Source organism: Kitasatospora sp. NPDC058492 (assembly GCF_042720685.1).
GTDB lineage: Bacteria > Actinomycetota > Actinomycetes > Streptomycetales > Streptomycetaceae > Kitasatospora.
In genome coordinates this window covers 70,666-95,468 of record NZ_JBHXMU010000027.1, presented here as the reverse complement: position 1 = coordinate 95,468, position 24,803 = coordinate 70,666, and the positions used below count along the sequence as shown (strand labels likewise).

Annotated in this window: 21 protein-coding genes; 9 read left to right on the top strand and 12 right to left on the bottom strand. The window is 72.8% G+C overall.

What is annotated here, in order from left to right:
• The first annotated feature begins 43 nt into the window (after positions 1-43).
• Complete coding sequence (locus tag ACFWPI_RS19590; protein ID WP_380376152.1) at positions 44-493, top strand: TrmO family methyltransferase; 450 nt, start codon at positions 44-46, stop codon at positions 491-493.
• A gap of 198 nt (positions 494-691) precedes the next feature.
• On the opposite strand, the gene ACFWPI_RS19585 is transcribed toward ACFWPI_RS19590, so the two are convergent.
• Positions 692-3,544 (bottom strand): RNA helicase, encoded by a 2,853-nt coding sequence (locus tag ACFWPI_RS19585; protein ID WP_063346881.1) that lies wholly within the window; start codon positions 3,542-3,544, stop codon positions 692-694.
• Between the two features lie 334 nt (positions 3,545-3,878).
• On the opposite strand from ACFWPI_RS19585, the gene ACFWPI_RS19580 reads away from it, so the two are divergent.
• Positions 3,879-4,253: a hypothetical protein gene (locus tag ACFWPI_RS19580; RefSeq protein WP_063346882.1), complete on the top strand. Its 375-nt coding sequence runs from the start codon at positions 3,879-3,881 to the stop codon at positions 4,251-4,253.
• A gap of 29 nt (positions 4,254-4,282) precedes the next feature.
• Positions 4,283-4,675, top strand: coding sequence for a helix-turn-helix transcriptional regulator (locus tag ACFWPI_RS19575; protein ID WP_063346883.1), 393 nt, complete (start codon positions 4,283-4,285; stop codon positions 4,673-4,675).
• Between the two features lie 73 nt (positions 4,676-4,748).
• Here ACFWPI_RS19575 and ACFWPI_RS19570 read toward each other — a convergent pair whose 3' ends face one another.
• Positions 4,749-5,921, bottom strand: coding sequence for an aminotransferase class V-fold PLP-dependent enzyme (locus tag ACFWPI_RS19570; RefSeq protein WP_380376153.1), 1,173 nt, complete (start codon positions 5,919-5,921; stop codon positions 4,749-4,751).
• Between the two features lie 82 nt (positions 5,922-6,003).
• On the opposite strand from ACFWPI_RS19570, the gene ACFWPI_RS19565 reads away from it, so the two are divergent.
• The 3 genes from ACFWPI_RS19565 to soxR all read left to right on the top strand — a co-directional run bounded on the left by ACFWPI_RS19565 (position 6,004) and on the right by soxR (position 11,364).
• The gene (locus ACFWPI_RS19565; protein WP_380376155.1) at positions 6,004-8,094 is read left to right on the top strand and encodes a prolyl oligopeptidase family serine peptidase; all 2,091 of its coding nucleotides are present in this window, start codon (positions 6,004-6,006) and stop codon (positions 8,092-8,094) included.
• A 159-nt stretch (positions 8,095-8,253) separates the two neighbouring features.
• Positions 8,254-10,623, top strand: a complete 2,370-nt coding sequence (locus ACFWPI_RS19560) for an immune inhibitor A domain-containing protein (protein ID WP_380376156.1) — start codon at positions 8,254-8,256, stop codon at positions 10,621-10,623.
• Between the two features lie 258 nt (positions 10,624-10,881).
• On the top strand, positions 10,882-11,364 hold the full coding sequence (gene soxR, locus ACFWPI_RS19555; protein ID WP_063346885.1) for a redox-sensitive transcriptional activator SoxR: 483 nt from the start codon (positions 10,882-10,884) through the stop codon (positions 11,362-11,364).
• 297 nt (positions 11,365-11,661) lie between these two features.
• On the opposite strand, the gene ACFWPI_RS19550 is transcribed toward soxR, so the two are convergent.
• Genes ACFWPI_RS19550 through ACFWPI_RS19530 form a run of 5 tightly spaced genes read right to left on the bottom strand, consistent with a single transcriptional unit; the run spans position 11,662 to position 17,376 of the window.
• Positions 11,662-12,639: an ABC transporter ATP-binding protein gene (locus ACFWPI_RS19550; protein WP_380376158.1), complete on the bottom strand. Its 978-nt coding sequence runs from the start codon at positions 12,637-12,639 to the stop codon at positions 11,662-11,664.
• A complete protein-coding gene (locus tag ACFWPI_RS19545) occupies positions 12,636-13,634 on the bottom strand; it encodes an ABC transporter ATP-binding protein (protein WP_380376160.1) in 999 nt (332 codons plus the stop codon). Before ACFWPI_RS19545 ends, ACFWPI_RS19550 begins: the two co-directional genes overlap by 4 nt.
• A complete protein-coding gene (locus tag ACFWPI_RS19540) occupies positions 13,634-14,620 on the bottom strand; it encodes an ABC transporter permease (RefSeq protein ID WP_380376162.1) in 987 nt (328 codons plus the stop codon). Before ACFWPI_RS19540 ends, ACFWPI_RS19545 begins: the two co-directional genes overlap by 1 nt.
• A 31-nt stretch (positions 14,621-14,651) precedes the next feature.
• On the bottom strand, positions 14,652-15,611 hold the full coding sequence (locus tag ACFWPI_RS19535) for an ABC transporter permease (RefSeq protein ID WP_380376163.1): 960 nt from the start codon (positions 15,609-15,611) through the stop codon (positions 14,652-14,654).
• A 13-nt stretch (positions 15,612-15,624) separates the two neighbouring features.
• Positions 15,625-17,376, bottom strand: a complete 1,752-nt coding sequence (locus ACFWPI_RS19530; RefSeq protein ID WP_380376165.1) for an ABC transporter substrate-binding protein — start codon at positions 17,374-17,376, stop codon at positions 15,625-15,627.
• 214 nt (positions 17,377-17,590) lie between these two features.
• On the opposite strand from ACFWPI_RS19530, the gene ACFWPI_RS19525 reads away from it, so the two are divergent.
• Positions 17,591-19,057, top strand: coding sequence for an aminopeptidase P family protein (locus ACFWPI_RS19525; protein ID WP_380376166.1), 1,467 nt, complete (start codon positions 17,591-17,593; stop codon positions 19,055-19,057).
• Positions 19,058-19,079: 22 nt separating this feature from the next.
• Here the strand turns inward: ACFWPI_RS19525 and ACFWPI_RS19520 are convergent, their stop codons facing one another.
• From ACFWPI_RS19520 to ACFWPI_RS19500, 5 genes are all read right to left on the bottom strand, one after another.
• Entirely contained in the window at positions 19,080-19,409 is a 330-nt protein-coding gene (locus ACFWPI_RS19520) for an XRE family transcriptional regulator (protein ID WP_371516288.1), read from the bottom strand.
• A complete protein-coding gene (locus ACFWPI_RS19515; protein ID WP_380376169.1) occupies positions 19,406-19,777 on the bottom strand; it encodes a type II toxin-antitoxin system RelE/ParE family toxin in 372 nt (123 codons plus the stop codon). Before ACFWPI_RS19515 ends, ACFWPI_RS19520 begins: the two co-directional genes overlap by 4 nt.
• A gap of 99 nt (positions 19,778-19,876) precedes the next feature.
• Positions 19,877-20,899: a nitronate monooxygenase gene (locus ACFWPI_RS19510; protein WP_380376171.1), complete on the bottom strand. Its 1,023-nt coding sequence runs from the start codon at positions 20,897-20,899 to the stop codon at positions 19,877-19,879.
• Positions 20,900-20,947: 48 nt separating this feature from the next.
• A complete protein-coding gene (locus ACFWPI_RS19505; RefSeq protein WP_380376173.1) occupies positions 20,948-21,613 on the bottom strand; it encodes a response regulator in 666 nt (221 codons plus the stop codon).
• Positions 21,614-21,684: 71 nt separating this feature from the next.
• Entirely contained in the window at positions 21,685-22,884 is a 1,200-nt protein-coding gene (locus tag ACFWPI_RS19500) for a sensor histidine kinase (protein ID WP_380376174.1), read from the bottom strand.
• A 164-nt stretch (positions 22,885-23,048) separates the two neighbouring features.
• Here ACFWPI_RS19500 and ACFWPI_RS19495 point away from each other — a divergent pair, with 164 nt between their 5' ends.
• Together ACFWPI_RS19495 and ACFWPI_RS19490 are read left to right on the top strand one after the other, a co-directional pair.
• Positions 23,049-24,125, top strand: coding sequence for an ABC transporter permease (locus ACFWPI_RS19495; protein ID WP_380376176.1), 1,077 nt, complete (start codon positions 23,049-23,051; stop codon positions 24,123-24,125).
• Positions 24,122-24,802 (top strand): ABC transporter ATP-binding protein, encoded by a 681-nt coding sequence (locus ACFWPI_RS19490; protein WP_380376178.1) that lies wholly within the window; start codon positions 24,122-24,124, stop codon positions 24,800-24,802. Before ACFWPI_RS19495 ends, ACFWPI_RS19490 begins: the two co-directional genes overlap by 4 nt.
• Position 24,803: the final 1 nt, after the last annotated feature.

Sequence of the window (24,803 nt, the reverse complement as noted above, 5' to 3'; positions counted from 1 at the left end):
ACACGTGGGTGACGTCTTCAGCGTGGAAGCACTCGGTCATGTTGTGGGAGGTCGTACGGAACCGACCGACGACCACTGGGGAGGGACCCGCGCCATCATCCGGCTGGACGGCGACAGGTTTCCGCCCGACGCGACGAAGGGACTGGAGGAGTTCTCCCACCTCGACGTGATCTTCCGGTTCCACAGGACCGACCCGACCGATCTGAACTTCGGTGCCCGCCGCCCCCGGGACAACCCGGACTGGCCCGAGGTCGGCGTGTTCGGCCACCGGAACATGCGGCGCATCAACTGGCTCGGGTCCTCCCGCTGCCGCCTCCTCAAGGTCGACGGCCTGGACCTGCACGTCGAGGACCTGGACGCCATCGACGGCACCCCGGTCCTCGAAGTGAAGCCCTGGTTCGAGGAGTTCGGACCGCGCGGAGAAGTGCGCCAGCCCGCGTGGACCACGGAGATGCTCCGCGACTACTTCGCCCCGGCGCCTGCCGCGCCCTGACCATCGGTATCGCCTCGCCCGTTTCGGCTGCCCCTTCTCCACGAGAAGTCGACCTGATCGACTTCTCGTGCAGCCGCTCACAATTCCGGTGCCGCTCCGGCCCGCCGAGGCCGCACGGGGGTGGGGGGTAGGAAGCCACCGGATACGCCAGGGGCCCGCACGTTCGGGGTGAACGGGCGGGCCCCTGGCGTTCGGCGGTCAGCCCACCGAGGAGTAGGCGATGATGCCGCGGCGCAGGCCGTCGACGGCCTTGCGGGCCGTCCGGCGCAGTTCGGCGTCCTCGCCGGCCGCGTCCTGGATCTGGCCGAGGACGTCGATCAGTTGCTTGGTCCAGCGGACGAAGTCGCCGGCCGGCATGTCGGCGTCGCGCAACACCTGGTCCAGGCTGTGGCCGAGGGCCCAGCGGTGGGCGGCCCAGGCGAAGCCGAGGTCGGGCTCGCGCTGGCCGACGCCCTCGGCGGTGTTGATCCGGTGCTGCTCCTCCAGGGCGTCCAGGTGGCCCCAGATCCGGACCATCTGGCCGAGCGCCTCCTTGGCCCCGCCCTCCGGCACCCGGGGGGCGGTGGCGTCGTCGGACTGGCGCGCCTCGTAGACCAACGCCGAGGCGCAGGCGGCGAGTTCGGCGGCGTCCAGGCCGCTCCAGACGCCTTCGCGGATGCACTCGGAGGCGAGCAGGTCGAGTTCGCCGTAGAGCCGGCCGAGGCGCTTGCCGTCGTCGGTGACGGTGTCGCCGCTCAGGTAGCCGAGGTCGGTGAGCAGCCCGCAGACGCGGTCGAAGGTGCGGGCGATGGTGTGGGTGCGGGAGCGCATCCGGCGTTCCAGCGCCTCGGTGTCGCGGTGCAGGCGGTGGTAGCGCTCGGCCCAGCGGGCGTGGTCCTCGCGCTCGTCGCAGCCGTGGCAGGGGTGCTGGCGCAGTTCGGTGCGCAGCCGGGTGATCTCCTGGTCGTCGGCGGCGGCCGCGCGGCCCCGGCGGAACCGCTCGGGTTCGAGGTGGCCGGCCTTGGTGCGCAGCGCGGAGGCGAGGTCCCGGCGGGACTGCGGGCTGCGCGGGTTGAAGGACTTGGGGATGCGCACCCGCTCGACGGCGGCGACCGGGTACGGGAAGTCGATCATGGCGAGCCGCTTGACCTGCCGCTCGGCGGTGAGCACCACCGGGCGGGGCCCGTCCTGGAAGTCGGGGTGGCGGCCGACCCGGCCGTTGCGGCTGACCGGCGGCAGGCCCGGGTCGAGGACCAGTGCGAGGCCGGCGAACTTGCCGGTGGGGACGTGGATGACGTCACCCGGCTTGAGCTGCTCGATCGACTCGACGGCGGCCGCGCGGCGCTGGCCGCTGCCCTCGCGGGCGAGTTCGTTCTCCCGGTCCTTGAGTCGGCGGCGCAGGTCCATGTACGCATCGAAGTCGCCGAGGTGGCAGGTCATCGACTCGCGGTAGCCCTCCAGCCCCTCTTCGTTGCGCTGGACCTGGCGGGCGATGCCGACCACCGAGCGGTCGGCCTGGAACTGGGCGAAGGAGGTTTCCAGCAGTTCACGCGAGCGGTGCCGGCCGAACTGGGAGACCAGGTTGACGGCCATGTTGTAGGACGGCCGGAACGAGGACTTGAGCGGGTAGGTGCGGGTGCCGGCCAGGCCGGCCAGCGCCTCCGGGTCGAGGCCGCGCTGCCAGAGCACCACGGCGTGGCCCTCGACGTCGATGCCCCGGCGCCCGGCCCGGCCGGTGAGCTGGGTGTACTCGCCGGGGGTGATGTCGGCGTGGGTCTCGCCGTTCCACTTGACCAGCTTCTCCATGACCACCGAGCGGGCGGGCATGTTGATGCCGAGCGCCAGGGTCTCGGTCGCGAAGACGGCCTTGACCAGGCCCTTCACGAACAGCTCCTCGACCACCTCCTTGAACCGCGGCAGCATCCCGGCGTGGTGGGCGGCGATGCCGCGCTCCAGCCCGTCCAGCCACTCGAAGTAGCCGAGGACGTGCAGGTCCTCGTCGGGGATGTCGGCGCAGCGCTCCTCGACGAAGGCCCGGACGACGGCGCGGTCGGCGTCCTTGTTGAGCCGCAGGCCGGAGCTGAGGCACTGCTGGACGGCGGCCTCGCAGCCGGCCCGGCTGAAGATGAAGGTGATCGCGGGCAGCAGGCCCTCGGCGTCGAGCCGGTCGATGACGTCCACCCGGCCCGGCGTCCAGACCCGGCCGGGGCGCCCGTTGGGCATGCTGCGGCCCCGGCCGCGGCCGAACCGGTCGCGCGGGTTGCGGTCCAGCTCGGAGCGGGCGAGCCGGACCAGCTCGGGGTTGACGGCCTTGCCGGGGTTGCGCGGGCCGTCCTTGGGGCGGCCGTCCCGGTCGGGGTTGGCGAACAGGTCGTACATCCGGTTGCCGGCCATCACGTGCTGCCACAGCGGCACGGGCCTGGTCTCGGAGACGATCACCCGGGTGCCGCCGCGCACGGTGTCCAGCCAGTCGCCGAACTCCTCGGCGTTGGAGACGGTCGCGGAGAGCGAGACGAGGGTGACCGACTCGGGGAGGTGGATGATGACCTCCTCCCAGACGGCGCCGCGGAAGCGGTCGGCGAGGTAGTGCACCTCGTCCATGACGACGTAGCCGAGGCCGTCGAGGGTGCTGGAGCCCGCGTAGAGCATGTTGCGCAGCACCTCGGTGGTCATGACCACCACGGGGGCGTCGCCGTTGACGGTGTTGTCGCCGGTGAGCAGGCCGACCTTGGCGGCGCCGTAGCGCTTGACCAGGTCGCCGTACTTCTGGTTGGACAGCGCCTTGATGGGCGTGGTGTAGAAGCACTTGCGGCCGCCCAGGAGGGCCAGGTGCACGGCGAACTCGCCGACGATGGTCTTGCCCGAGCCGGTGGGCGCGGCGACCAGGACGCCCGAGCCGGCCTCCAGCGCCTCGCAGGCCTCCAGCTGGAAGTCGTCCAGCGGGAAGTCGTACAGCTGCTGGAAGCCGTGGAGCGCGGTCGCCTGCTCCTTGGCCCGGCGGCGGCTGGCCGCGTACGCCTCGGCGGGGCTGAGCTCCTGGTCGTCGTGGGGCTGGGGCTCAGGGGTGTTCATCGCCGTCCGGGTGTGGTTGGTGTGATCTCGCATCTCAGCGAGAGGTTACCCGGCGGCACTGACATCGATAGCACCGTTTTTCCGTGCGACTTTCCGTAGGGCTTCCGTACGGCTTTCCCCGCGGCTTCCCTGCGTCGGGATCGGCCGCAGGATCGGCCGCGGGATCATTCCGGGATCGCTTCCCTCTCACATCCATAGTTGCAAACATCTTCAAGTGATCAGAGTCCGACCAGCTTCGGACGTCTCCGGTCATCCTCGGTGGACGGCCGCCGGTCTCCCTACCGTCGTTGCCACGGCGGAGCCACCGCCACCAACTCACGGGAGGACACCGACGATGGCGAACCTGGAGACGTCCCTCAAAGAGGCCATGGGGATCGACGGCGCGATCGGCGTCGCCCTGGTCGACTACGGCAGCGGCATGGCGCTCGGCAGCCTCGGCGACGGCGGCGAACTGGACCTCAACGTCGCCGCCGCCGGGAACACCGACGTGGTCCGCGCCAAGATGCGGGCGATGGAGATGCTCAACCTGCACGACAACGAGATCGAGGACATCCTGATCAGCCTCACCAACCAGTACCACCTGGTCCGACCGATCACCACGCCCACCGGGCGCGGCCTCTTCCTCTTCCTGGCGCTCAACCGCGGCCGCTCCAACCTCGCGATGGCCCGCCACCAGCTCAAGCGGATCGAACTCTCGCTGGAGATCTGAGCGGACCGACCCCAGGGAAGGGGGGACTCGTGGCGGTAGCGCTCTACCAGGCCAAGGCCGAGTTCTTCCGGATGCTCGGCCATCCCGTCCGGATCCGGGTGCTGGAACTGCTCCAGGCCGGACCGACGCCCGTCCGCGGGCTGCTCGCCGAGCTGGAGGTCGAACCCTCCAGCCTCTCCCAGCAGCTCGCGGTACTGCGCCGGTCCGGCATCGTCACCGCCACCCGGGAGGGCAGCACGGTGGTGTACGCGCTGGCCGGCGGCGACGTCGCCGACCTGCTGCGAGCGGCCCGGCGGATCCTCACCGGGCTGCTCGCCGACCAGAACCTGCTGCTCGCCGAGCTGCGGGCCAGCTCCGAACGGGCCGGCTCCGAGCGAGCCGGATCCGACCGAGGCAGCTCCGAGCGGGCCGGCCCGGAGTAGCCGCGTGCGGACCGGGAACCGCCCGGAGCCGGCCCGGAATAACCGCGCGCGCAGGCCGGCCCCCGCGCGCCGGTCAGCCCTTCAGCAGGTCGGCCAGCCCGTCCGCCAGCCGCTCGTACTCCCGCGGCCGGTTGTACAGCTGCGCGCTGACCCGCAGCACCCCGCCGCCGGCCCACGGCCGGATCGCGATCCGGGTGCCGAGCCGCTGCCACACCTCGTCCCGCAGCGGTTTCACGTCCTGCTCCGCCTCGACGCACCCGGCCGGCAGCCGGACGGAGCGCATCCAGACCCCGGGCGTCGCGGGCAGCGGCGACAGGCCGGCCCGCTCGGCGAGCACCCGCTGGCCGTACCCGGCGAGTGCGGCGTTGTGCGCGGTCACCGCCTCGGGGCCGAGCTCGCGCAGCAGCTCGAAGCCGGCCGGGGCGGCGAGCCAGCCCGTGTAGTCGCAGGTGCCGCGCCATTCGACGTTCCACGGGAAGCCCCGGTCGTGCTCCCAGGAGAAGGTCAGCGGGCGCACCCGGTCCACCCACTCCGGGCGGACGGCGAGCACGCCGGTGCCGCGCGGGGCGAAGGCCCACTTGTGCAGGTTGCCGAACCAGAAGTCGGCGTTCGGGTCGGCCGGGGCGGGCAGCATGCCGGGGGCGTGGGCGCCGTCCACGACGGTGGTCACGCCGCGTTCGCGCAGGTCGGCGAGCAGGCCCGGGCCTGCGATCAGGCGGGCGGTGGGCGAGGTGATCTGGTCCAGCACCGCGACGGTGACGCGCTCGTCGACGGCGGCGAGCACCGCCTCCCGGACGGCCTGCTCGTCGGGGGTGTCCAGCGGCAGTTCGACCTCGACCACCTCGGCGCCGGTCTCGGCGGCCCGGCGCTCGGCGGCCCGGGTGACCACGCCGTAACCGTGGTCGGTGACCAGGATCCGGTCGCCGGGCGCGAACGGGATGGTGTCCAGGGCGATCGCGACCGCCTCGGTGACGTTGGAGACCAGGGCGAGCCGGTCCGGGTCGACGGCCAGGTCGGCGGCGATCCTGGTGCGCGCCGCGCCGACCCGGGCAGGCAGGTCGGCGAAGAAGCCGTCCGGGTCCAGCTCGTGTTCGGCGCGCAGCCGCTGCTGCGCGCGCTGCACGGGGACGGGCACCGCGCCGTACGAACCGTGGTTCAGGTGCGCCGCGTCCGGCGAGATGCCGAACAGCCCGTCGGCCGCGGGCAGCGGGGCCGGGGGTTCGACGGTCCACAGGTCCTCGATCACGGCATCCTCCCCATTGTGGTGTGTGACATTTCACATGACAGGGTACTGGTCGGGTGGCGCGCTCCGATACGACGATCGGGCCGTGACCATCACCGACCCCTTCCTGTCGCTCAGCGCCCGCACCGGCCGGTTCACCTTCGGTGCGCCGCGCGCGTTCACCCTCGCCGAGGACGGTACCCGGCTGCTGCTGCTCCGCTCGACCGGTTCCGAGGATCCGGTCGACCGCCTGCACCTGCTCGACGCCGCCACCGGCGAGGAACGACTGGTCGCCGACCCGGCCGTCCTCGCCCCCGGGCGCACCGGCCGCCGCGACGACCTGCCCGCCGTCGAACGACGGCTGCGCGAACGCACCCGCCTGGTCGCCGCCGGCATCGGCACGTACGCGGCCACCGCCGACCTCGCGACCGCCGTCCTCGTCCTCGACGGCCGGCTGTTCCGGATCGACACCGCCACCGGCGCCGGCACCGAACTGCCCGTCGCCGGGCCCGCGTTCGACCCCCGGCCGGACGCCGCCGGCGAACGCGTCGCCTACGTCGCCGACGACGCCCTGTACGCCACCCCCGACCTCGAACCGCTCTCCCCCGCCGACGGCGCCCGCTGGGGCGTCGCCGAGTTCGCCGCCGCCGAGGAGCTCGGCCGCTCCCGCGGCCACTGGTGGCGCCCCGACGGCGGCGCGCTGCTGGCCGCCCGGGTGGACGAATCCGCCCTCCCCCGGCGCTACTTCGCCGACCCCGCCCACCCCGGCGAGCCCGCCGAGGACTTCGCCTACCCGCAGGCCGGCGGCCCCAACGCGGACGTCCAGCTCTGGGTCCTCGGCCTCGACCGCAGCCGGGTACGGCTCCGCTGGGACGCCGCCGCGTTCCCGTACCTCTGCGCCGCCACCTGGGCCTCCGACCAGGAACTGCTGCTCACCGTCGCCGACCGGCTCCAGCAGCACATCCTGCTGCTGACCGCCGACCCGGCCACCGGAGAGACCCGCGAACTCTCCCGCACCACCGACGAGTTCTGGGTCGACGACCTGCCCGGCACCCCCGCCCGGCTGGCCGACGGCCGGCTGCTCACCGCCCACGACACCCCGCAGGCCCGCGGCCTCGCCCTGGACGGCAAGCCGCTGGACACCACCGGGCTCCAGATCCGCCGGGTGGTCGGGCACCTGGACGGCCGGCTGCTCTGCGAGACCGGCCAGGGCGACCCGGCCGACCAGTACGTCCACCTGGTCGACCCGGACGGCGGCACACCCGAACCCGTCACCACCGGCCCCGGCGTGCACTCCGCACTCGCCGCCGGCCGCACCCTGCTGCTCACCACCGCCGACGCCGACGGCATCCGGCGCCGACTGCTGCGCGACGGCTCGCTCGACGCCTCGCCCGACGGCCCCACACTGCCGCTCACCGACCTGAGCGCCGCCCTGCCCTACCGGGTGCGGCCACGGCTCGCCCGGGTCACCGAACTCGGCCTGCCCACCGCCGTGGTGTACCCGCGCAACCACGTCCCCGGCCGCCGGCTGCCGGTGCTGCTGGACGTCTACGGCGGGCCCGGCTTCCAGGCCGTGGCGGCCGAGCCGCGCCGCTGGCAGCTCCGCCAGTGGTGGGCCGACCAGGGCTTCGCCGTCGTCACCACCGACAACCGCGGCACCCCGTTCGTCTCGCCGGAGTTCACCCGGGCGATCTTCCGCCGCTTCTCCCAGGTGGCGCTGGACGACCAGGTGAACGCCCTGCAGGCACTCGCAGGGCAGCACCACGACCTCGACCTCGGCCGGGTCGGCGTGCGCGGCTGGTCGTACGGCGGGTACTTCGCGGCGCTCGCCGTGCTGCGCCGCCCGGACGTCTTCCACGCCGCCTGCGCGGGCGCCCCGCCCACCGACTTCCGGCACTACGACACCGCGTACACCGAGCGCTACCTCGCGCTGCCGCAGGACAACCCGGAGGGCTACGCCGACGACTGCCTGGTCACCGACGCGCCCGGGCTGACCCGGCCGCTGCTGCTGATCCACGGGCTGGCCGACGACAACGTCCACCCCTCGCACACCCTGCTGCTCTCCGAGGCACTCACCAAGGCCGGCCGCCCGCACAGCGTGCTGCCGCTGCCGGGCGTCACCCACATGACCCCGGGCGGGGTGAACGAGCAGGTCACCCAGGCCGAACTCGCCTTCCTGCGGGCGTCCTTGGGCTGAGCCGCCGGATTCGCGGGCAGGGGCGTCGCACCGGTGGTGCGGCGCCCTTCGCCTTGCCCGCACCTCTTCCACGTGACCCGTGACATGTGAAATATTACCTGCGCTTCACCGAACGATTACTCCACCCCCAAACCCCATCCCCCGGAAAGGACCGGTCAGTTGCGCAGACTGTCCGCCGCTCTTGCGGCCGCGCTCACCACGAGCGCGATAGCCGCCACCCTGCTGGGCACCCCCGCCCAGGCCGCTCCCCCTGCCCCCGCCACGATCGCCGCGGCCGAACGCGGCACCGAGGCAGGCGGCGCCGAAGCCCCGCCCGCACCGCTCGCCCCCCAGGAGCGCGAGCGCCAGGCGCTCCGCACCAAGGCCCTGGAACAGCTCAACCAGGGCGCCGTCGCCAAGACCGCCGGCAAGCGGGCCCCCGCCAAGGTGAAGGTCGGCAACGACTACGTCCAACTGGCGCACCAGCGCACGGACAAGGTCTTCGTGATCCTCGCCCAGTTCGGCGACGAGGTCGACAACACCACCCAGTACAACGGCCAGCCCCGCTACGGCGGCACCCCCGGCCCGCGCCACGACCAGATCCCCAAGCCGGGCAAGGGCGACAACCACACGCTGTGGGAGCCGGACTTCAGCCGCGACTACTACCAGAAGATGTTCTTCGACGACACGCCCGGCACCGTGTCCATGCGCAACTACTACCGCACCCAGTCCTCCGGCCGCTACGACGTCCAGGGCACCGTCAGCGACTGGGTCACCGTCCCGTACAACGAGGCCCGCTACGGCAGCAACAAGGGCCCGCAGGGCTCCGGCGCCTGGACCCAGGGCCAGGAGTTCATCCGGGACGCCGTCAAGGCCTGGTACGACGGCGAGATCGCCAAGGGCCGCAGCGTGGCCGACATCAAGGCGCAGCTCGCCCAGTACGACGTCTACGACCGCTACGACCACACCAAGACCGGCGAGTTCAACCAGCCCGACGGCTACCTCGACAACGTCATCGTGGTGCACGCCGGCGTCGACGAGACCTGGGGCGGCGGCGCCCAGGGGGCCGACGCGCTGTGGGCGCACCGCAGTTGGACCTTCCCCGACGCGACCGGCCGGACCGGCCCGGAGGGCAACAAGATCGGCGGCGCGCCGGTCGGCGACACCGGCCTCTACGTCTACGACTACGTCCAGGCCGGCGAGAACAGCGGCGTCGGCCTGTTCGCCCACGAGTACGGCCACAACCTCGGCCTGCCCGACCTGTACAGCACCAACGGCGGCGACAACAGCGTCAACTTCTGGTCGCTGATGTCCTCCGGCTCCTACCTCGGCAAGGGGCCGAACACCACCGGCGGCTACCCCGGCGACCTCGACGCCTGGAGCAAGCTCCAGTTCGGCTGGCTCGACTACGACGAGGCGCAGGCCGCCACCCGCTCCAGCCACGCCCTCGGGGTGAGCGGCTACAACACCGACCAGGCCCAGGCGCTGCTCGTCCACCTGCCGGACAGCACCACCAGCACCGACCTCGCCGACCCGTACGAGGGCGCCAGGCAGTGGTGGAGCGACACCGGCGACAACCTCGACAACTCCCTCAGCCGGGACGTCGACCTGCGCACCGCCACCGGCCCGGCCGCCCTGGACGCCGCCGCCTGGTACGACACCGAGCAGGACTACGACTTCCTCACCGTCGAGGCCTCCACCGACCAGGGCAAGCACTGGACGGCCCTGGGCGGCACCGTCGACGGCGCGCCGATCGGCAACACCAGCGCAAACACTCCGGGGCTCAGCGGCAGTTCGGGCACCTACCGGAAGCTGCACCTCCCGCTGGACGGCTACCTCGGCCAGCAGGTCCGGCTGCGCTTCCACGCCACCTCCGACGGCAACACCCACGGCCGGGGCGTGCTCGTCGACGCCGTGAAGATCACCGCCGGCGGCACCGAGCTCTTCGCCGACGGCGCCGAGAACGGCGCCAACGGCTGGACCGCCACCGGCTTCACCGTCATCACCGGCCGCACCGCCGTCAAGCAGCACCCGCGCGCCTACCTCGCCGAGAACCGCCGCTACACCGGCTACGGCGCGTTCCTGAAGACCGGCCCGTACAACTTCGGGTACAGCGGCGTCGCGGGCAAGGCCGACGTCGTCGACACCTACCCGTACCAGGAGGGCGTCCTGCTCTGGCTGTGGGACACCGCGTACGGCGACAACAACACCAAGGACCACCCCGGCGGCGGGCTGATCCTGCCGATCGACGCCCACCCGGCGGCGGTCCGCTTCGCCGACGGCACCCTGGTCAACGGACGGGCGCAGACCTACGACGCGCCGTTCTCGCTCAGGCCGACCACGGCGTTCACCCTGCACAAGGGCGGCGTCGCGGTGCGGATCCCGTCCGAGCCGGCCGTCCCGGTCTTCAACGACCACACCGGCACGTACACCGACCCGGCCCTCCCGCAGCTCGCGGTGAAGGTGCCGGACACCAACACCAGGATCGAGGTCGTCCGGGAGTCCCAGGGCGGGCGGATCACCACCGTCCGGGTCGGCCCGGCCTCGTAGGAACCCACAGCAAAGGCCCTGGGCCCCCCTCCGACGGAAAGGGGCCCGGGGCCGGCTCATGGGTCTCGCCACACCCGGAGAACGGTTCACGCCGACCTCCGACGAGGCCGTTCGGCACCGACTCCAGTGGGTAACTGTCCTGCTCAGAAAGGGCAGTAACGCTCTGCGCAGCGACTGGTACGACCACGTCCGGTACGCTGGATCTTCAACAGGACTTGAAGTCAAGAAGTCAAGAAGTCGAGGAGTCGAGGAGCAGGCATGGACACCGGACCGGTCGACCTGCTGAGCGTCGGCGAGGTGGCCCGGCGGGCCGGGATCGCCACCTCGGCGGTGCGCTTCTACGAGGACCAGGGGCTGATCTCCTCCGAGCGGTCGCCAGGCAACCAGCGCCGCTACCGGCGGCACGTGCTGCGCCGGATCTCGCTCATCCTGGTCGCCAAACGGCTGGGCATCCCGCTCTCCGAGGTGGCCGAGGTGTTCACCGGGCTCCCCGAGGACCGGATGCCGGGCAAGCACGACTGGGACCGCATCTCGCGGCGCTGGGCCGAACAACTGCGTGCCCGGCGGGCCGAGTTGGAGCGACTGGAGGAGGAGCTGACCGGCTGCATCGGCTGCGGCTGCGTATCACTGCGCCGCTGCCGGGTGCTCAACCCCGGGGACGAACTGGCCGCCGAGGGGCCCGGCCCGCGCCGGCTGCTGCCGGGCACGGCGGGCGAGGCGGGCGGGCCGTCCGGACCGTGAAGACGGCCGGGCCATGAAAACGGCCGGGCCCTGAGAACGACCGAACCGTGAACACGGTCGGACCATGAGAACGGCCTGACCGTGAACACGGTGGAACCCGGTCGGACGCGGCCCTCGTGAGGTTCCCCGCCGCGCCCGACCGGGCGTCTGCGGCGAGGGATCGCGTCCCTCGCCCGTTGGGTGCCGTACCGCCCGGCGTGGGGGCAACTGGGCGGTACGGCGGCTCTGGTCAGCCGGCCTCAGCCGGCTCATGAAGGCCCTCGAAGGCCAGCGAAGGCCCCCGAAGGCCTCCGGGAATCAGGCCTCCGGGAAGTGGCAGGCCGCCTCCCGGCCGCCCGGCCCGGCGATCCGCAGCAGCGGACGGTCCGTGCGACAGATCTCCTGCGCCTTGGGGCAGCGCGGGTGGAAGGTGCAGCCGGACGGCGGGTTCGCCGGGCTCGGCGGGTCGCCGAGCAGCACGATCCGCTCCCGCGCGCGCTCCGCCGCCGGGTCGGGCAGCGGGACGGCGGACAGCAGCGCCCTGGTGTACGGGTGCGCCGGGCTGCCGTACACCTCGGCCTTGTCGCCGATCTCGACGATCCGCCCGAGGTACATCACCGCGACCCGGTCGCAGACCCGCTTGACCACCGAGAGGTCGTGCGCGATGAACACGTACGCCAGGCCGAGCTCCTGCTGGAGCCGCTCCATCAGGTTGACCACCTGGGCCTGGATGGAGACGTCGAGCGCGGAGACCGGCTCGTCGGCGATGACCAGCTTCGGCGAGGTTGCGAGCGAGCGGGCGATGCCGATGCGCTGCGCCTGGCCGCCGGAGAACTCGTGCGGGTAGCGGTCGATCTGCTCGGGGATCAGCCCGACCAGTTCCATCAGCTCGCCGGCCCGCCGGCGCGCGTCGGCCGCGCCGAACCCCTGGAGCAGCAGCGGCTCGGAGATGATCCGGGCCACCGTCTGCCGGGGGTTGAGCGAGGAGTACGGGTCCTGGAAGACCATCTGCAGGTGCCGCCGGTGCGGTCGCAGCCGGGCCTGGGAGAGCCCGCCGATCTCGGTGCCGTCGAAGGTGACGGTGCCGGAGGTCGGGTCGAGCAGGCGGACGATCATCCGCCCGGTGGTGGACTTGCCGCAGCCGGACTCGCCGACCAGGCCGAGCGTCTCGCCCTTGCCGACGTCGAAGCTGACGCCGTCGACGGCCCGGACCGGGGCGCCGGGGCGGCCGGTGCGCCCTCGTCGACCGGGGAAGGTCTTCACCAAGTCCCTCACGGACAGCAGGGTTTCGGTCATGGCCGGGCTCCTTCCGGCACCAGTGGCAGGTGGCAGGCGGCCTGGTGGCCGGGGGCGAGCGGGCCGAGCTCTGGTCGTTCGGCCAGGCAGCGGGCGTGTTCCTCGGCGGTGGCGGCGTCGGTGCGGGCGCAGCGCGGGGCGAAGGAGCAGCCGGGGGCGGGGGCGATCAGCGACGGCGGGCTGCCGGGGATGGCCCGCAGCGGGGCGTCGTCGGTGTCGTCCAGGCGCGGCAGCGAGTCCAGCAGGCCGCGGGTGTACGGGTGCCCGGGGGCGGCGAACAGCCGGTCCACCGAGGCCTGTTCGGCGGCCCGGCCGCCGTACATGACCAGCACCTCGTGGGCGACCCGGGCGACCACGCCGAGGTCGTGGGTGATCATGACGACGCCGAGGCCGCGCTCCTGCTGGATGCGGGCGATCAGGTCGAGGATCTGCGCCTGGACGGTGACGTCGAGGGCCGTGGTGGGTTCGTCGGCGATCAGCAGTTCGGGCTCGCAGGCGAGGGCCATGGCGATCATGACGCGCTGGCGCATGCCGCCGGAGAACTGGTGCGGGTACTCGTCGACCCGCCGGGCCGGCTCCGGGATGCCGACCTCGGCCAGCATTTCGAGCGCCCGCGCGCGGCCCGCCCTGCGGTTGGCCTTGAAGTGCACCCGGTAGTGCTCGGCGATCTGCTCGCCGACGGTGTAGAAGGGGTGCAGGCTGGACAGCGGGTCCTGGAAGATCATCGCGATCCGGCGGCCCCGGACGGCGCCCAACGCCCGTTCACCGAGCCCGTTGAGCTCCATCCCGTCGAGCCGGATCGAGCCGGTGACGGCGGCGCCGCGGTGCAGGCCCATGACGGCGAGCGAGGTGACGGACTTGCCGCTGCCGGACTCGCCGACCAGGCCGAGGGTCCGCCCGGCCTCGACGGCGAAGGAGATGCCGTCCACCGCCCGGACGACGCCCCGGGGCGTGTCGAAGGAGACCCTGAGGTCGTCGACCTCCAACAGAGTCATCAGTACCTCACTCTCGGGTCGACGTACGCGTAGAGCAGGTCGACCAGCAGGTTCGCGGCGACGATGAAGGAGGCCGCGAGCAGGGTGACGCCGAGGATGACGGGCTGGTCGGAGCGGACCAGCGCGTCGTAGAACAGCCGCCCGACGCCGGGCAGGCCGAAGATGGACTCGGTGATGACGGCGCCGGCCAGCAGGCCGCCGAGGTCCATGCCGAAGATGGTGAGGATCGGCGTCATCCCGGAGCGCAGCCCGTGCTTGACGGCGACGGTGCCGGGCGGCAGGCCCTTGGCCCGGGCGGTGCGGATGTACGGCTCGGCCATCGCCTCGATCATCGAGTTGCGGCTCTGCCGGGCGTACATGGCCGCGTACAGCAGGGCCAGGGCGATCCACGGCAGCAGCAGGTTGGAGGCCCAGGCGACCGGGTCGTCGGTGAACGCGTGGTACGCGGGGTACGGCAGCAGGCCGGCCGTCCGGACGACGCCCCAGATCAGCATGATCGAGGTGAAGTAGACCGGCAGCGACGCGGCGCCGACCGACGCCACCATCAGCGTCCGGTCGGTGAGCCCGCCCTTGCGCAGCGCCGAGGTGACGCCGGCGCCCAGGCCGAGGACCAGCCAGAGCACGGCCGCGCCGATGGCGAGCGAGACGGAGACCGGCAGGCGGTCGGTGAGCAGGTCCCAGACCGGCAGCGAGTACTCGTAGGAGTAGCCGAGGCAGGGGAAGCCGCAGTGGGTGGCGCTGGCGCCGCTGCCGTAGTCGCGCCCGGCGACGATGCCGGTGAGGTAGGTGGCGAACTGCTCCCAGACCGGCTTGTCCAGGCCCATCGCCGCCTTGACCTCGGCGACCCGTTCGGGGCTGCAGGTCTTGCCGCAGGCGGCCACCGCCGGGTCGGAGGGCAGCAGGTAGAAGATGGTGAAGGTGATCGCGCAGACGGCCAGCAGGATGCCGGCAGCGGCGAGCAGTCGGCGCCCGAGGTAGAGGATCACGGCCGGCCTCCTCGGGGGTCGGGGGAGAGGATCACGACCGGCCTCCTCGGGGGTCGAGGATGTCGCGCAGCGCGTCGCCGAGCAGGGTGAAGGCGAGCACGGCGAGGAACAGGAAGACCGTCGGGATCAGGAAGTACGTCGGGTCGGTCTCGTAGTGGACGATGCTCTCGGCGATCATCTGGCCCCAGGACGGGGTCGGCGGGCGCACGCCCACGCCGAGGTAGCTGAGCGCGGCCTCGGTGGCGATCATGCCGGGGACGAGCAGCGTGGTGTAGGCGATGATCGGCCCGGAGACGTTCGGCAGGATCTCCCGGGTGAGGATCCGCCAGGAGCGGGCGCCGCCGACCTTGGCCGCGTCGACGTACTCGCGGTGCTTGAGCGAGAGGGTCTGGCCGCGGACCACGCGGGCGATGCCGGGCCAGCCGAACAGGCCGATCACCAGGGTCATCAGCAGGATCCGGTTGACGTCCTTGGCCACCGACATCATCGAGATCATGAAGATCAGGGACGGGAAGGACATGGTGAGGTCCATCAGCCGGGAGAGCACGGCGTCGGTGCGGCCGCCGAAGTAGCCGGCGGCGATGCCGGTCAGGGTGCCGGCGACCACGACCAGCACGGTGGCGGTGAACGCGATCAGCAGCGAGGTCTGGCCGCCGTGCAGGACCCGGGCGAACAGGTCGCGCCCGGTCGCGGGTTCGACGCCCAGCCAGTGCCGGGTGCCGATCCCGCCGAAGTCGCCGATCGGCAGGCCGCCGAGGTAAGGGTCGATCGCGCGTTTGTCGAACTCGTCGGGGGTCCAGCCGCCGAGCGCGCTCAGCGGTCCGGCCAGGGCGGTCAGCAGGATCAGCAGGGCGACCGTGACCAGGCCGAAGCGGGCCGAGCCCCTGGCCCACAGCTGGTCCCAGACCAGCCGCCACGGCCCGCGGCCGGCGGCCTTCGCGGGGCCCGCCGCCGCGACCGGCGCGGCGGCGGGCTCAGTGCGTGTGCTCATCGCGGACGGCCCCTCAGCCCTTGCTCTTCGAGGGGTCCTTGAGGCCGATGGTGGCGAAGTCCCACTGGCCGGTCCAGACCGGGTGGCCGAAGGCGCCGGCCACGTTGGTGCCGGCCAGCAGCGGGCGGCGCAGCCAGAGCAGCGGCACGGTGGGCGCCTTCTTCAGCAGGTCGTCACTGAGCTGCATCCAGGCCTTGTTGGCCTCGGTGACGTCGCCCATCGCGTTGATCTGGTCGATCCGGTCCGAGGTGGCCTGGTCGCGGAACTGCTCGACGTTGCCCTGGTTGCCCTTCTCCTTGATGGTGCGGCCGTCGAAGACCTGGGGCAGGAAGGTGGCACCCGACGGGTAGTCCGGGCACCAGCCGAGGATGGCGAGGTCGGGCGCGTTCTTGGTGTCGCCGATGGTGTCGTAGTAGACCGACGGGTCGGCGGTGGTGATGGTGACCTGGATGCCGACCTTGGCCAGCGACTGCTGGAGCGCCTCGGCCCGGGTCTTGTCACCGGAGGAGACGGTCAGCGAGACCTTGAGGTCGGTCTTGCCGGCGTCCTTGAGCAGTTGCTTGGCCTTCTCCGGGTCGCCGGTCGGGGCGATCTTCAGGGTGTCCTGCTTGGTGCCGCCGGTCAGCGCGGGCGGCAGGTAGGAGGTGGCCACGTCGGCCGTCGCCGGGCCGCCGAACGCCGTGACCTGGGCGTCCCGGTCCACCGCGTACATCAGGGCCTCGCGCACCTTGGGGTCGTCGAACGGCGCCTTGGAGGTGTTGGGGTAGAGCATGTCGGTGCAGCCCTGCTGCTCGGCGATCAGCCGGGATTTCACGTCCGGCTTGGGCAGCACCTTGGAGATGGACTCCGGGCGCAGCGTCGCCCACTCGATCGTGGAGGCGTCCTCGCCCTCGCTCGCGATGATCCGGTCGTCGATCTGACCGGCCTTGAGCCCCTCGACGACGACGATCCTGTCCGGGTAGGCCTTGCGGACGGGGTCGGTGGACTGGTCCCAGTTGGTGTTGCGGACCAGCGTCAGCTGCTTGCCGCGGTCGTAGGTCTCGATCTTGTACGGGCCGGAGGAGAACGGGCGCAGGTCGTACTGGGTGCCCTTGTCCTGGGCTTGCGGCACCGGGGCGAAGGTCGGCAGCGTCGCGGTGGAGGAGAACTCGGCGACCGGGCGCTTCAGGTGGAAGACGACGGTCTTCTCGTCCGGGGTCTCGATGCTGGCCAGGTGCTCGCCGTTCAGCGGGCCCTTGTAGTTCTCGCCGCCGGCCAGGTACTGCTGGGCGTAGTCGGGGCCGCCGGTGAGGTCCGGGGCGAAGGAGCGCTCGACGTTGTACTTGACGTCGGCGGACTTGATCGGCGTCCCGTCCTCGTACTTGACGCCGTCCTTGAGGGTGAAGGTCCAGGTCTTCCCGCCGTCGGAGGAGCGGCCGAGGTCGGTGGCGAGGTCGGGGACGAGCTCGCTGCCGGCGGCGCCCGGCTCGGCCTTGAAGGTGACCAGGGTGCGGTAGAGCAGCCGGATGCCGAAGTCCATGTTCGGCATGGTCCAGTTGCGGGCCGGGTCGAGGTGGGCGAAGTCCTGGTTGGACAGGACGGTGAGGGTGCCGCCCTTGACCGGGGTGCCGCCGACGATCGAACCGGACGCCGCCCCCGGGCCCTTGGTGCTGCCCGCCGCCGCGTCGGCGCCGCTGTCGCTCTTGTCGTTCTTGCAGGCCCCGAGGCCGAGGGTGAGGGTCGCCGCGAGGGCCGCCGCGAGGGCGGCGTGGGTGCGCCTGGTCATGTGCAACTCCGCTGTGGGGGGCCTGCCGTGAAGCCCGTGGTCCGCCCCGGGAGGTGATCCGGGACCCGACCGGGAGGCGACCTTCGAGGTCTGGCCGCTCCGCGGTGTGACCCGTAACATAGTAATGTGAAATTGCACTGCACAAGAGGTGACGCCTCCCGTTACCGAGCTGTGTCCGGGCCACACCACCCCCACCCCTCCTAGGAGTTCACCGGTGACCCACCGCCAGACCGGCCTCAACACCGGGAGCCACGACCTCCCCGTCTCCCCCGCCCTCGACGCCTTCATGGGCACCCGCTGGGCCGCCACCCCCCTCCCCGCCGACCAGCGCGCCCCCGGCCACGACCGCCTCCCCGGCCGCCACGCCCGCCTCTCCGCCGCCTTCCCCGGCGAACGGCTGATCGTCCCCGCCGGCCGGCTCAAGGTCCGCTGCAACGACCTCGACCACCGCTTCCGCCCGCACAGCGCCTACGCCTGGCTCACCGGCCTCACCGGCGAGGACCAGGCCGACCACGTCCTCGTCCTCGAACCGACCGGCCCCCACGGCCACGAGCCGGTCCTGTACCTGCGCCCCCGCTCCCCCCGCGGGGGGCACGCCAACGGCGCCGAGTTCTACCGCGACCGCCGCTACGGCGAGTTCTGGGTCGGCCGCCGCCCCGACCTCGCCGAAGCCGCCGCGCTCACCGGACTGCGCACCGAACACCTCGACGACCTCGACAAACTCCTCACCGGCCCCCAGCCGCCCACCCGCGTCCTCGCCGGCACCGACCCCCTCGTCGACGAAAGCACCGGACGCCCCGGCGCCCACACCGCACGGGACGGCGAACTCGACGCCGTCCTCGCCGAGTTGCGCCTGGTCAAGGACACCTGGGAGATCGACCAGCTACAACTCGCCGTCGACCACACCGTCACCGGCTTCCAGGACGTCGTCCGCGCCCTGCCCACCGCCCTGCGCCACCCCCGCGGCGAACGCTGGATCGAGGGCGTCTTCGACCTGCGCGCCCGCGCCGAGGGCAACGGCACCAGCTACACCACCATCGCCGCCTCCGGCGCCCACGCCTGCGTCCTGCACTGGATCCGCAACGACGGCGCCCTCGACCCGAACTCCCTGCTCCTGCTGGACGCCGGCGTCGAAACCGACACCCTCTACGCCGCCGACATCACCCGCACCCTCCCGCTCAGCGGCACCTTCACCCCCATCCAACGGCAGGCCTACGACCTCGTCCTCGCCGCCCAGAGCGCCGGCATCGCCGCGCTACGACCCGGCGCCCGCTTCCGCGACTTCCACAACGCCGCCATGCGGGTCATCGCCGAAGGCCTCGCCGACTGGGGCGTCCTGCGCATCCCCGCCGAACAGTCCCTCGCCGAGGACAACGGCCTCCACCGCCGCTACACCCTCTGCGGCAGCGGCCACATGCTCGGCCTCGACTACCACGACTGCGCCAGGGCCCGCGCCGACCGCTACCTCGACGGCACCCTGGAAGCCGGCATGGTCCTCACCGTCGAACCCGGCCTCTACCTCCAGCCCGACGACGAAACCCTCCCCCTCGAACTCCGCGGCCTCGGCATCCGCATCGAGGACGACCTCGTCATCACCCCCGACGGCGCCCACCTCATGTCCCACGCCCTCCCCCGCACCGCCCCCGCCATCGAATCCTGGATGGCGAGCCTGCTGGATTGAACCGTGCGAACCGGGCGGACGATCAAGCCACCTTGATCGTCCGCTCCCCCTGCCGAACGGCCACCTCGACCTCCCCGCCGATCGCGGCGGCGTACGCCCGCAGGTTGTCCAGGCTGTCCACCTGCCCGTGCTCGATCTGCGACACCCGCGCCTGGCTCACGCCCATCAGCGCGGCCACCTCCTTCTGCGTCAGCCCGGCCCCCTTCCGCAGCTCAGCCAGCTCGTACCCACGGATCCGCGCCAGCGTCTCCTGCCGGATCCGCGCCCGCTCAGCCTCCGCCTCCGGCGTCGCCAACGCGGGGTTGAGACGCTGCGCCTCGGCCCACACCTCGGTCCAACTACGGCCTTTCATGCGCGCGCTCCCTCGTCCTTCTCGTTGACGTACTGCTCATAGCGGGCCTCTGCCAGCGGGATGTTGACGTCGTACCACCGGGACCACTCCCCGTTCTTGTCGCCGGCGACCAGGATGATCGCCTCCCGCTCGGCGTCGAAGACGAAGAGCATCCGAATCTCGGACTGCCCGGCCGAGCCGGGCCTGAGTTCCTTGAGGTTGTGCAGTTTGCTCCCCTGGATCCTGTCGACCATCGGGCGCCTGAGCAGCGGCCCTCTCCGGGCGAGCAGCGTGACCGCATCAGCAATCTGGTTGGCGGTGTCCGGATCCTTGACGCAGATGTCCAGGAACCAGTCGTTCACCGGACCAACGAGTGTGATCTCCCACATGGGGCAAAATTAAGTTGTCCCTTATACGTTACCGCGCGTTTTCCGGCCTAATCCACCCTTGCGAGGGACGACACGCCCCGACCGCGCGCGCCGGGCGCACTACCCCCGCGCGGAGCGCCACAGCTCCGCGATCAGGTCCGCCGCCGGGCCCGTGCGGGTCTTCCGGTGGGCGGTGCCGGCCCAGAGGTGCATGGACCGGAGGTCGGCGCGGCGGGTCGCGGCGGCGCGCAGCGGCTGGGTGAGGTGATGCACCTCGGGGTAGGCGGGCGGGGCGTACGGGCCGTGGCGGTCGATGAAGGCGTTGCGCAGACCGCGGGCCGGGCGGCCGGTGAAGGCCCTGGTGACGGCCGTCTCCGGGAGTTCGGTGAGCGCCGCCCGGTGCGCGGCCGAGGTGCCGGACTCGTCGGCGCGCAGCAGGGCCGTCCCCAGCTGCACCGCCGCCGCCCCGGCCCGCAGCGCCGCCGCCACCGCCGGTCCGTCGCCCAGCCCGCCGGCCGCGATCAGCGGCAGCGCCGTCACCGCCCGGACGGCGGGCAGCAGCTCCAGCAGCGGGGCGTCGCCGGGCTCGTCCCCGATCCGGTGGGTGGCGCGGTGCCCGCCGGCCTCCGGGCCCTGCACGCACAGCGCGTCCATCCCGACCGCCTCCGCCGCCCGCGCCTCCGCGGGCGTGGTGACGGTGCCGACCTGGAACGACCCGGCCGCGCGGACCGCCGCCGCCTCCTGCGGCGTCGGCAGGCCGAAGGTGTACGAGACCACCGGGACCGGGTCCGCCAGCAGCACGGCGAGCTTGGCCTCCCAGTCGTCCCGGTCCGGCCCGATCTCCTCGGGCAGCACCACGCCCCACCGCTCGGCCTCGGGCCGCAGCCGCTCCCGGTAGGTGGCGACGGCCGCCGGATCGCCGGGCGGGGCCGGGACGAACAGGTTCACGCCGAACGGCCCACCGGTCAACTCCCTGACCAGCGCGACCTGTTCGGCCATCGCGGCGGCGCTCCGGTACCCGGCGGCGAGGAACCCCAGCCCGCCGGCCCGGTTCACCGCCGCCACCAGTTCCGGGGTGGACGCCCCGCCCGCCATCGGCGCGCCGATCACCGGCACGGAAAGTTCATCGAGACGGACGGCCATCGGGGTCCTCCACTCCGGGATACGGTTCGGACCCGGCCCACCCTACGCTCAGCGGATCAGCCCCCGCCCGCGCGCCGCCCGCACCGCCGCCGTCCGCGAGTCCACCGCCAACTTGGTGTAGACGTGCACCAGATGGGACTTCACCGTGGCCTGGCTCAGGTGCAGCCGCTGGCTGATCTGCTGGTTGGTCAGCCCGTCCGCGACCAGCCCCAGCACCTCGGTCTCCCGCACGCTGAGCGCCGCCGACGGCGTCCGCATCCGTTCCAGCAGCCGGTCGGCGACGCTCGGCGCCAGCGCCGAGCGGCCCGCGGCGGCCGCCCGGACGGCCTGGGCCAGTTCCTCCGGCGGGGCGTCCTTGAGCAGGTAGCCGGTGGCGCCGGCCTCCAGCGCGGGCAGGGTGTCGGCGTCGGTTTCGTAGGTGGTGACGACGAGGACCCGGGGCGCGCCCGGCCGGGCGGTGATCGCGGCGGTCGCCTGGGCGCCGTTCATGGCCGAGCCGGGCCCGAACTGGAGGTCCATCAGCACCACGTCGATCCCGCCCGCCGCGGCCAGTTCGACGGCCCGTTCGGCGGTCGCGGCCTCGGCGGCGATGGTGAAGTCCGGCTCGCCCTCCAGGACGGCCCGCAGCCCGGCCCGTACCACCGGGTGGTCGTCCGCCAGCAGCAGCCGGATCACCGCGCCGCTCCCGCGCCCGCCGTCACTGTGCTCGTTCACGCCCCGGCCTCCCTCGTTCCGCCCGTTCACGCCCCGCCCGCCTTCGCCCCGCCCGTCGTCACTCCGCCCGTTCACTCCCCGCCCTCCGTCACCGGCAGCTGCACCGCGAGCGCCGTGCCCCCGCCGGGCGCCGACTCCACCGTGAAGGTGCCGCCGAGCGCCCGCGCCCGGGCCCGCATCGACGGCAGCCCGAACCCGCCGTCCCCTCCGCTGCGCCCGGCGACCGCCACCGGGTCGAATCCGGCCCCGTCGTCGAACACGTCCAGCGCCACCTCGCCCTCCATGTAGCTGAGCGTCACCTCGGCGTGCGAGGCGTGCGCGTGCCGGACGGTGTTGCCGAGCGCGGACTGCGCGATCCGCAGCAGCGCGACCTCCTGCGGCACCGGCAGCCGTACCGGGTCCCCGGAGACGTGCAGTTTCACCGGCAGGCCGCTGTGCGCCGCCGTGGTGGCGCACAGCCGTTCCAGCGCGACCGGCAGCGGGTCGCCGTCGAGCGCGGGCGGGGTGAGCGCGCGGACGAACCGCCGGGCCTCGTCCAGGTTGTCCTGGGCGGCCTGCCGGGCCTGCTCGACGTACCCGGAGGCGGCCTCGGTGCGTTCCGGCAGGGCCCGCTGGGCGGCCCGCAGCAGCAGCTGGATGGAGCTGAGGCTCTGCGCGAGGGTGTCGTGGATCTCCCGGGCGAGGCGCTCGCGTTCGGCGAGCACCCCGGCGGTGTGGTGGGCGGCCGCGGCGTCGGCGCGGGCGGCGGTGAGTTCGTCGATCAGCCGGCGGCGCTCCTCGCTCTCCCGGTACAGCGCCTGGTAGCCGAGCACGGTGGCGGTGGCGACGGCCGCGCCGAGCGCGGGTCCGATCGCGGCGGGCAGGCTGAAGGTGTGCTGGTGCCAGGACCAGGCGGCGATGGCGGTGGCGGCGGTCAGCCCGACAGCGGCGAGGCCGCCGCGCCGCCCGAGCAGGTGCAGTTCCAGGAAGTACAGCGGGAACGCCAGCCACACCCCGTCCTGGGTGGCGATCAGCACGCCCACCCAGGTGACGCCGAGCAGCGCCAGCCACAGCGCGGCGGCCCGGCGCGAGCGGCGGACGGCGGCCAGCCGGGGGCCGACGGCGTACACGGCGGCCATCGCGGTGGCCGCGGCGGCGACGGGCAGCGGGTCGCCGTCCCGGCCGACGGCGGCGCGGGCGACGGCCAGGGCGAGCAGGCCCGCCACGAGCAGGTGCAGGCAGACCTGGAGGACGCGGGCGACGGGGGTGGTGCGGGATCGTTCGGTCGCCATCCGTCCAGCCTAGGTTCCGGACCGGGCCCCGGCATCAATCAAAAGGTTGAACTCCGCTTCTGCCCTTTGATGCCGAGGATGCAATCCGCAGTGCGATGCCCGCGGGACCCCTTCTCCGGGACGGTGGAAGCGTCGGAAGCACTCGTTCAGCAGGAAGGCCCACCGTGTTCGTCGCCTGGAGGGATCTGGGGTTCGCCAAGGGGCGGTTCGCCCTGATGGGGACCGTCATCGTGCTGATCACCGTACTGGTCGGTCTGCTGTCCGGACTGACCGCCGGACTCGGCCGGCAGAACATCTCCGCGATCACCGGCCTGCCCGCCGACCACCTGGTGTTCGGTGAGCCCGCCGACGGACAGAAGCTCTCCTTCACCGACTCCCAGGTCACCCCCGAGCAGTGGCAGGCCTGGTCGGCCGAGCCGGGCGTCACCTCCGCCCAGCCCCTGGGCATCACCACCACCAAGGCCGCCGCCGGCACCCGCACCACCGCGCTGTCCGCCTTCGGCGTCCCGGACGGCTCCGCGCTGGCCCCGCAGGGCGCCCGGATCGCCCCCGGCCAGGCTGTCCTGTCGAAGACCACCGCCAAGAACCTGGGCGACCTCGCCCCCGGCGCCGACCTCACCCTGGCCGGCCACCGCCTCCGGGTCGCGGCCGTCTACGGCGACGCCGCGTACAGCCACACCCCGGTGATCTGGACCAGCCTCACCGACTGGCAGCAGGCCGCCCCCGGCGGCGCCGGCCACGCGACCGTCATCGCGCTCACCACCGCCAAGGGCGCCGACCTGCACGGCGCCGACGCCCGCCACGGCACCGAGACCCGCACCCGCGACGACGCCCTCGCCGCGATCGGCTCCTACACCTCCGAGAACGGCTCGCTCCAACTGATGCGCGGCTTCCTGTTCGCCATCTCGGCCCTGGTGATCGGCGCCTTCTTCACCGTCTGGACGATCCAGCGCAGCGGCGACGTCGCGGTACTCAAGGCCCTCGGCGCCTCCACCCGCTACCTGCTGCGCGACGCCCTCGGCCAGGCCGTCCTGCTGCTGGTGCTCGGCACCGCCGCCGGCACCGCACTCGCCCTGGGCGCCGGCGCGCTGATCGGCTCCGCCGTCCCCTTCGTCCTCGACGCCCCGACCCTGCTGCTGCCCGCCGCCGTCATGATCGCGCTCGGCGCGGTCGGCGCCGCCCTGTCCATCCGCCGGATCACCTCCGTCGACCCGCTGACCGCCCTGGGGAGTGCCCGATGAGCCTGACCCTCGACCACATCACCCTCACCTACCCGGACGGCGACGGCCGGCTCACGGCGCTGGACGACGTGTCGCTGACCGTCCCCAAGGGCTCGATCACGGCCGTCGTCGGCCCGTCCGGCTCCGGCAAGTCCAGCCTGCTGGCGGTCGCCGCCACCCTGATCACCCCGGACACCGGCCAGGTCGTGGTGGACGGCACCGACACCACCGGCCTCGGCCGCGCCGAACTGACCGCGCTGCGCCGCACCCGGATCGGCATCGTCTTCCAGCAGGCCAACCTGCTGCCCTCACTCACCGCCGTCGAACAGCTCCAGGTGATGGCCCACCTGGACGGCCGCTCCCCGCGCACCGCCCTCCCCCGGGCCCTGGACCTGCTGGGCGCCGTCGGCCTGCGCGACCAGGCCGCCCGCCGCCCGCACCAGCTCTCCGGCGGTCAGCGCCAGCGCGTCAACATCGCCCGCGCGCTGATGAACGACCCCACCGTCCTGCTGATCGACGAACCCACCAGCGCCCTCGACCACGAACGCGGCGCCGCCGTCCTCGACCTCATCACCGACCTCACCCACCGCCGCGCCACCGCCACCGTCCTGGTCACCCACGACCGCACCCACCTGACGGCCGTCGACCAGATCGCCGAAGTCCACGACGGCCGCCTGACAGTGCCGGCAGCGGCCTGAG

Bases quoted from the DNA above. Each gene is read 5' to 3' on its own strand.
- ACFWPI_RS19585 (WP_063346881.1), bottom strand. From the start codon at position 3,544: ATGAACACCCCTGAGCCCCAGCCCCACGACGACCAGGAGCTCAGCCCC.
- ACFWPI_RS19580 (WP_063346882.1), top strand. From the start codon at position 3,879: ATGGCGAACCTGGAGACGTCCCTCAAAGAGGCCATGGGGATCGACGGC.
- soxR (WP_063346885.1), top strand. From the start codon at position 10,882: ATGGACACCGGACCGGTCGACCTGCTGAGCGTCGGCGAGGTGGCCCGG.
- ACFWPI_RS19550 (WP_380376158.1), bottom strand. From the start codon at position 12,639: ATGACCGAAACCCTGCTGTCCGTGAGGGACTTGGTGAAGACCTTCCCC.
- ACFWPI_RS19545 (WP_380376160.1), bottom strand. From the start codon at position 13,634: ATGACTCTGTTGGAGGTCGACGACCTCAGGGTCTCCTTCGACACGCCC.
- ACFWPI_RS19535 (WP_380376163.1), bottom strand. From the start codon at position 15,611: ATGAGCACACGCACTGAGCCCGCCGCCGCGCCGGTCGCGGCGGCGGGC.
- ACFWPI_RS19530 (WP_380376165.1), bottom strand. From the start codon at position 17,376: ATGACCAGGCGCACCCACGCCGCCCTCGCGGCGGCCCTCGCGGCGACC.
- ACFWPI_RS19520 (WP_371516288.1), bottom strand. From the start codon at position 19,409: ATGAAAGGCCGTAGTTGGACCGAGGTGTGGGCCGAGGCGCAGCGTCTC.
- ACFWPI_RS19515 (WP_380376169.1), bottom strand. From the start codon at position 19,777: ATGTGGGAGATCACACTCGTTGGTCCGGTGAACGACTGGTTCCTGGAC.
- ACFWPI_RS19510 (WP_380376171.1), bottom strand. From the start codon at position 20,899: ATGGCCGTCCGTCTCGATGAACTTTCCGTGCCGGTGATCGGCGCGCCG.
- ACFWPI_RS19500 (WP_380376174.1), bottom strand. From the start codon at position 22,884: ATGGCGACCGAACGATCCCGCACCACCCCCGTCGCCCGCGTCCTCCAG.
- ACFWPI_RS19490 (WP_380376178.1), top strand. From the start codon at position 24,122: ATGAGCCTGACCCTCGACCACATCACCCTCACCTACCCGGACGGCGAC.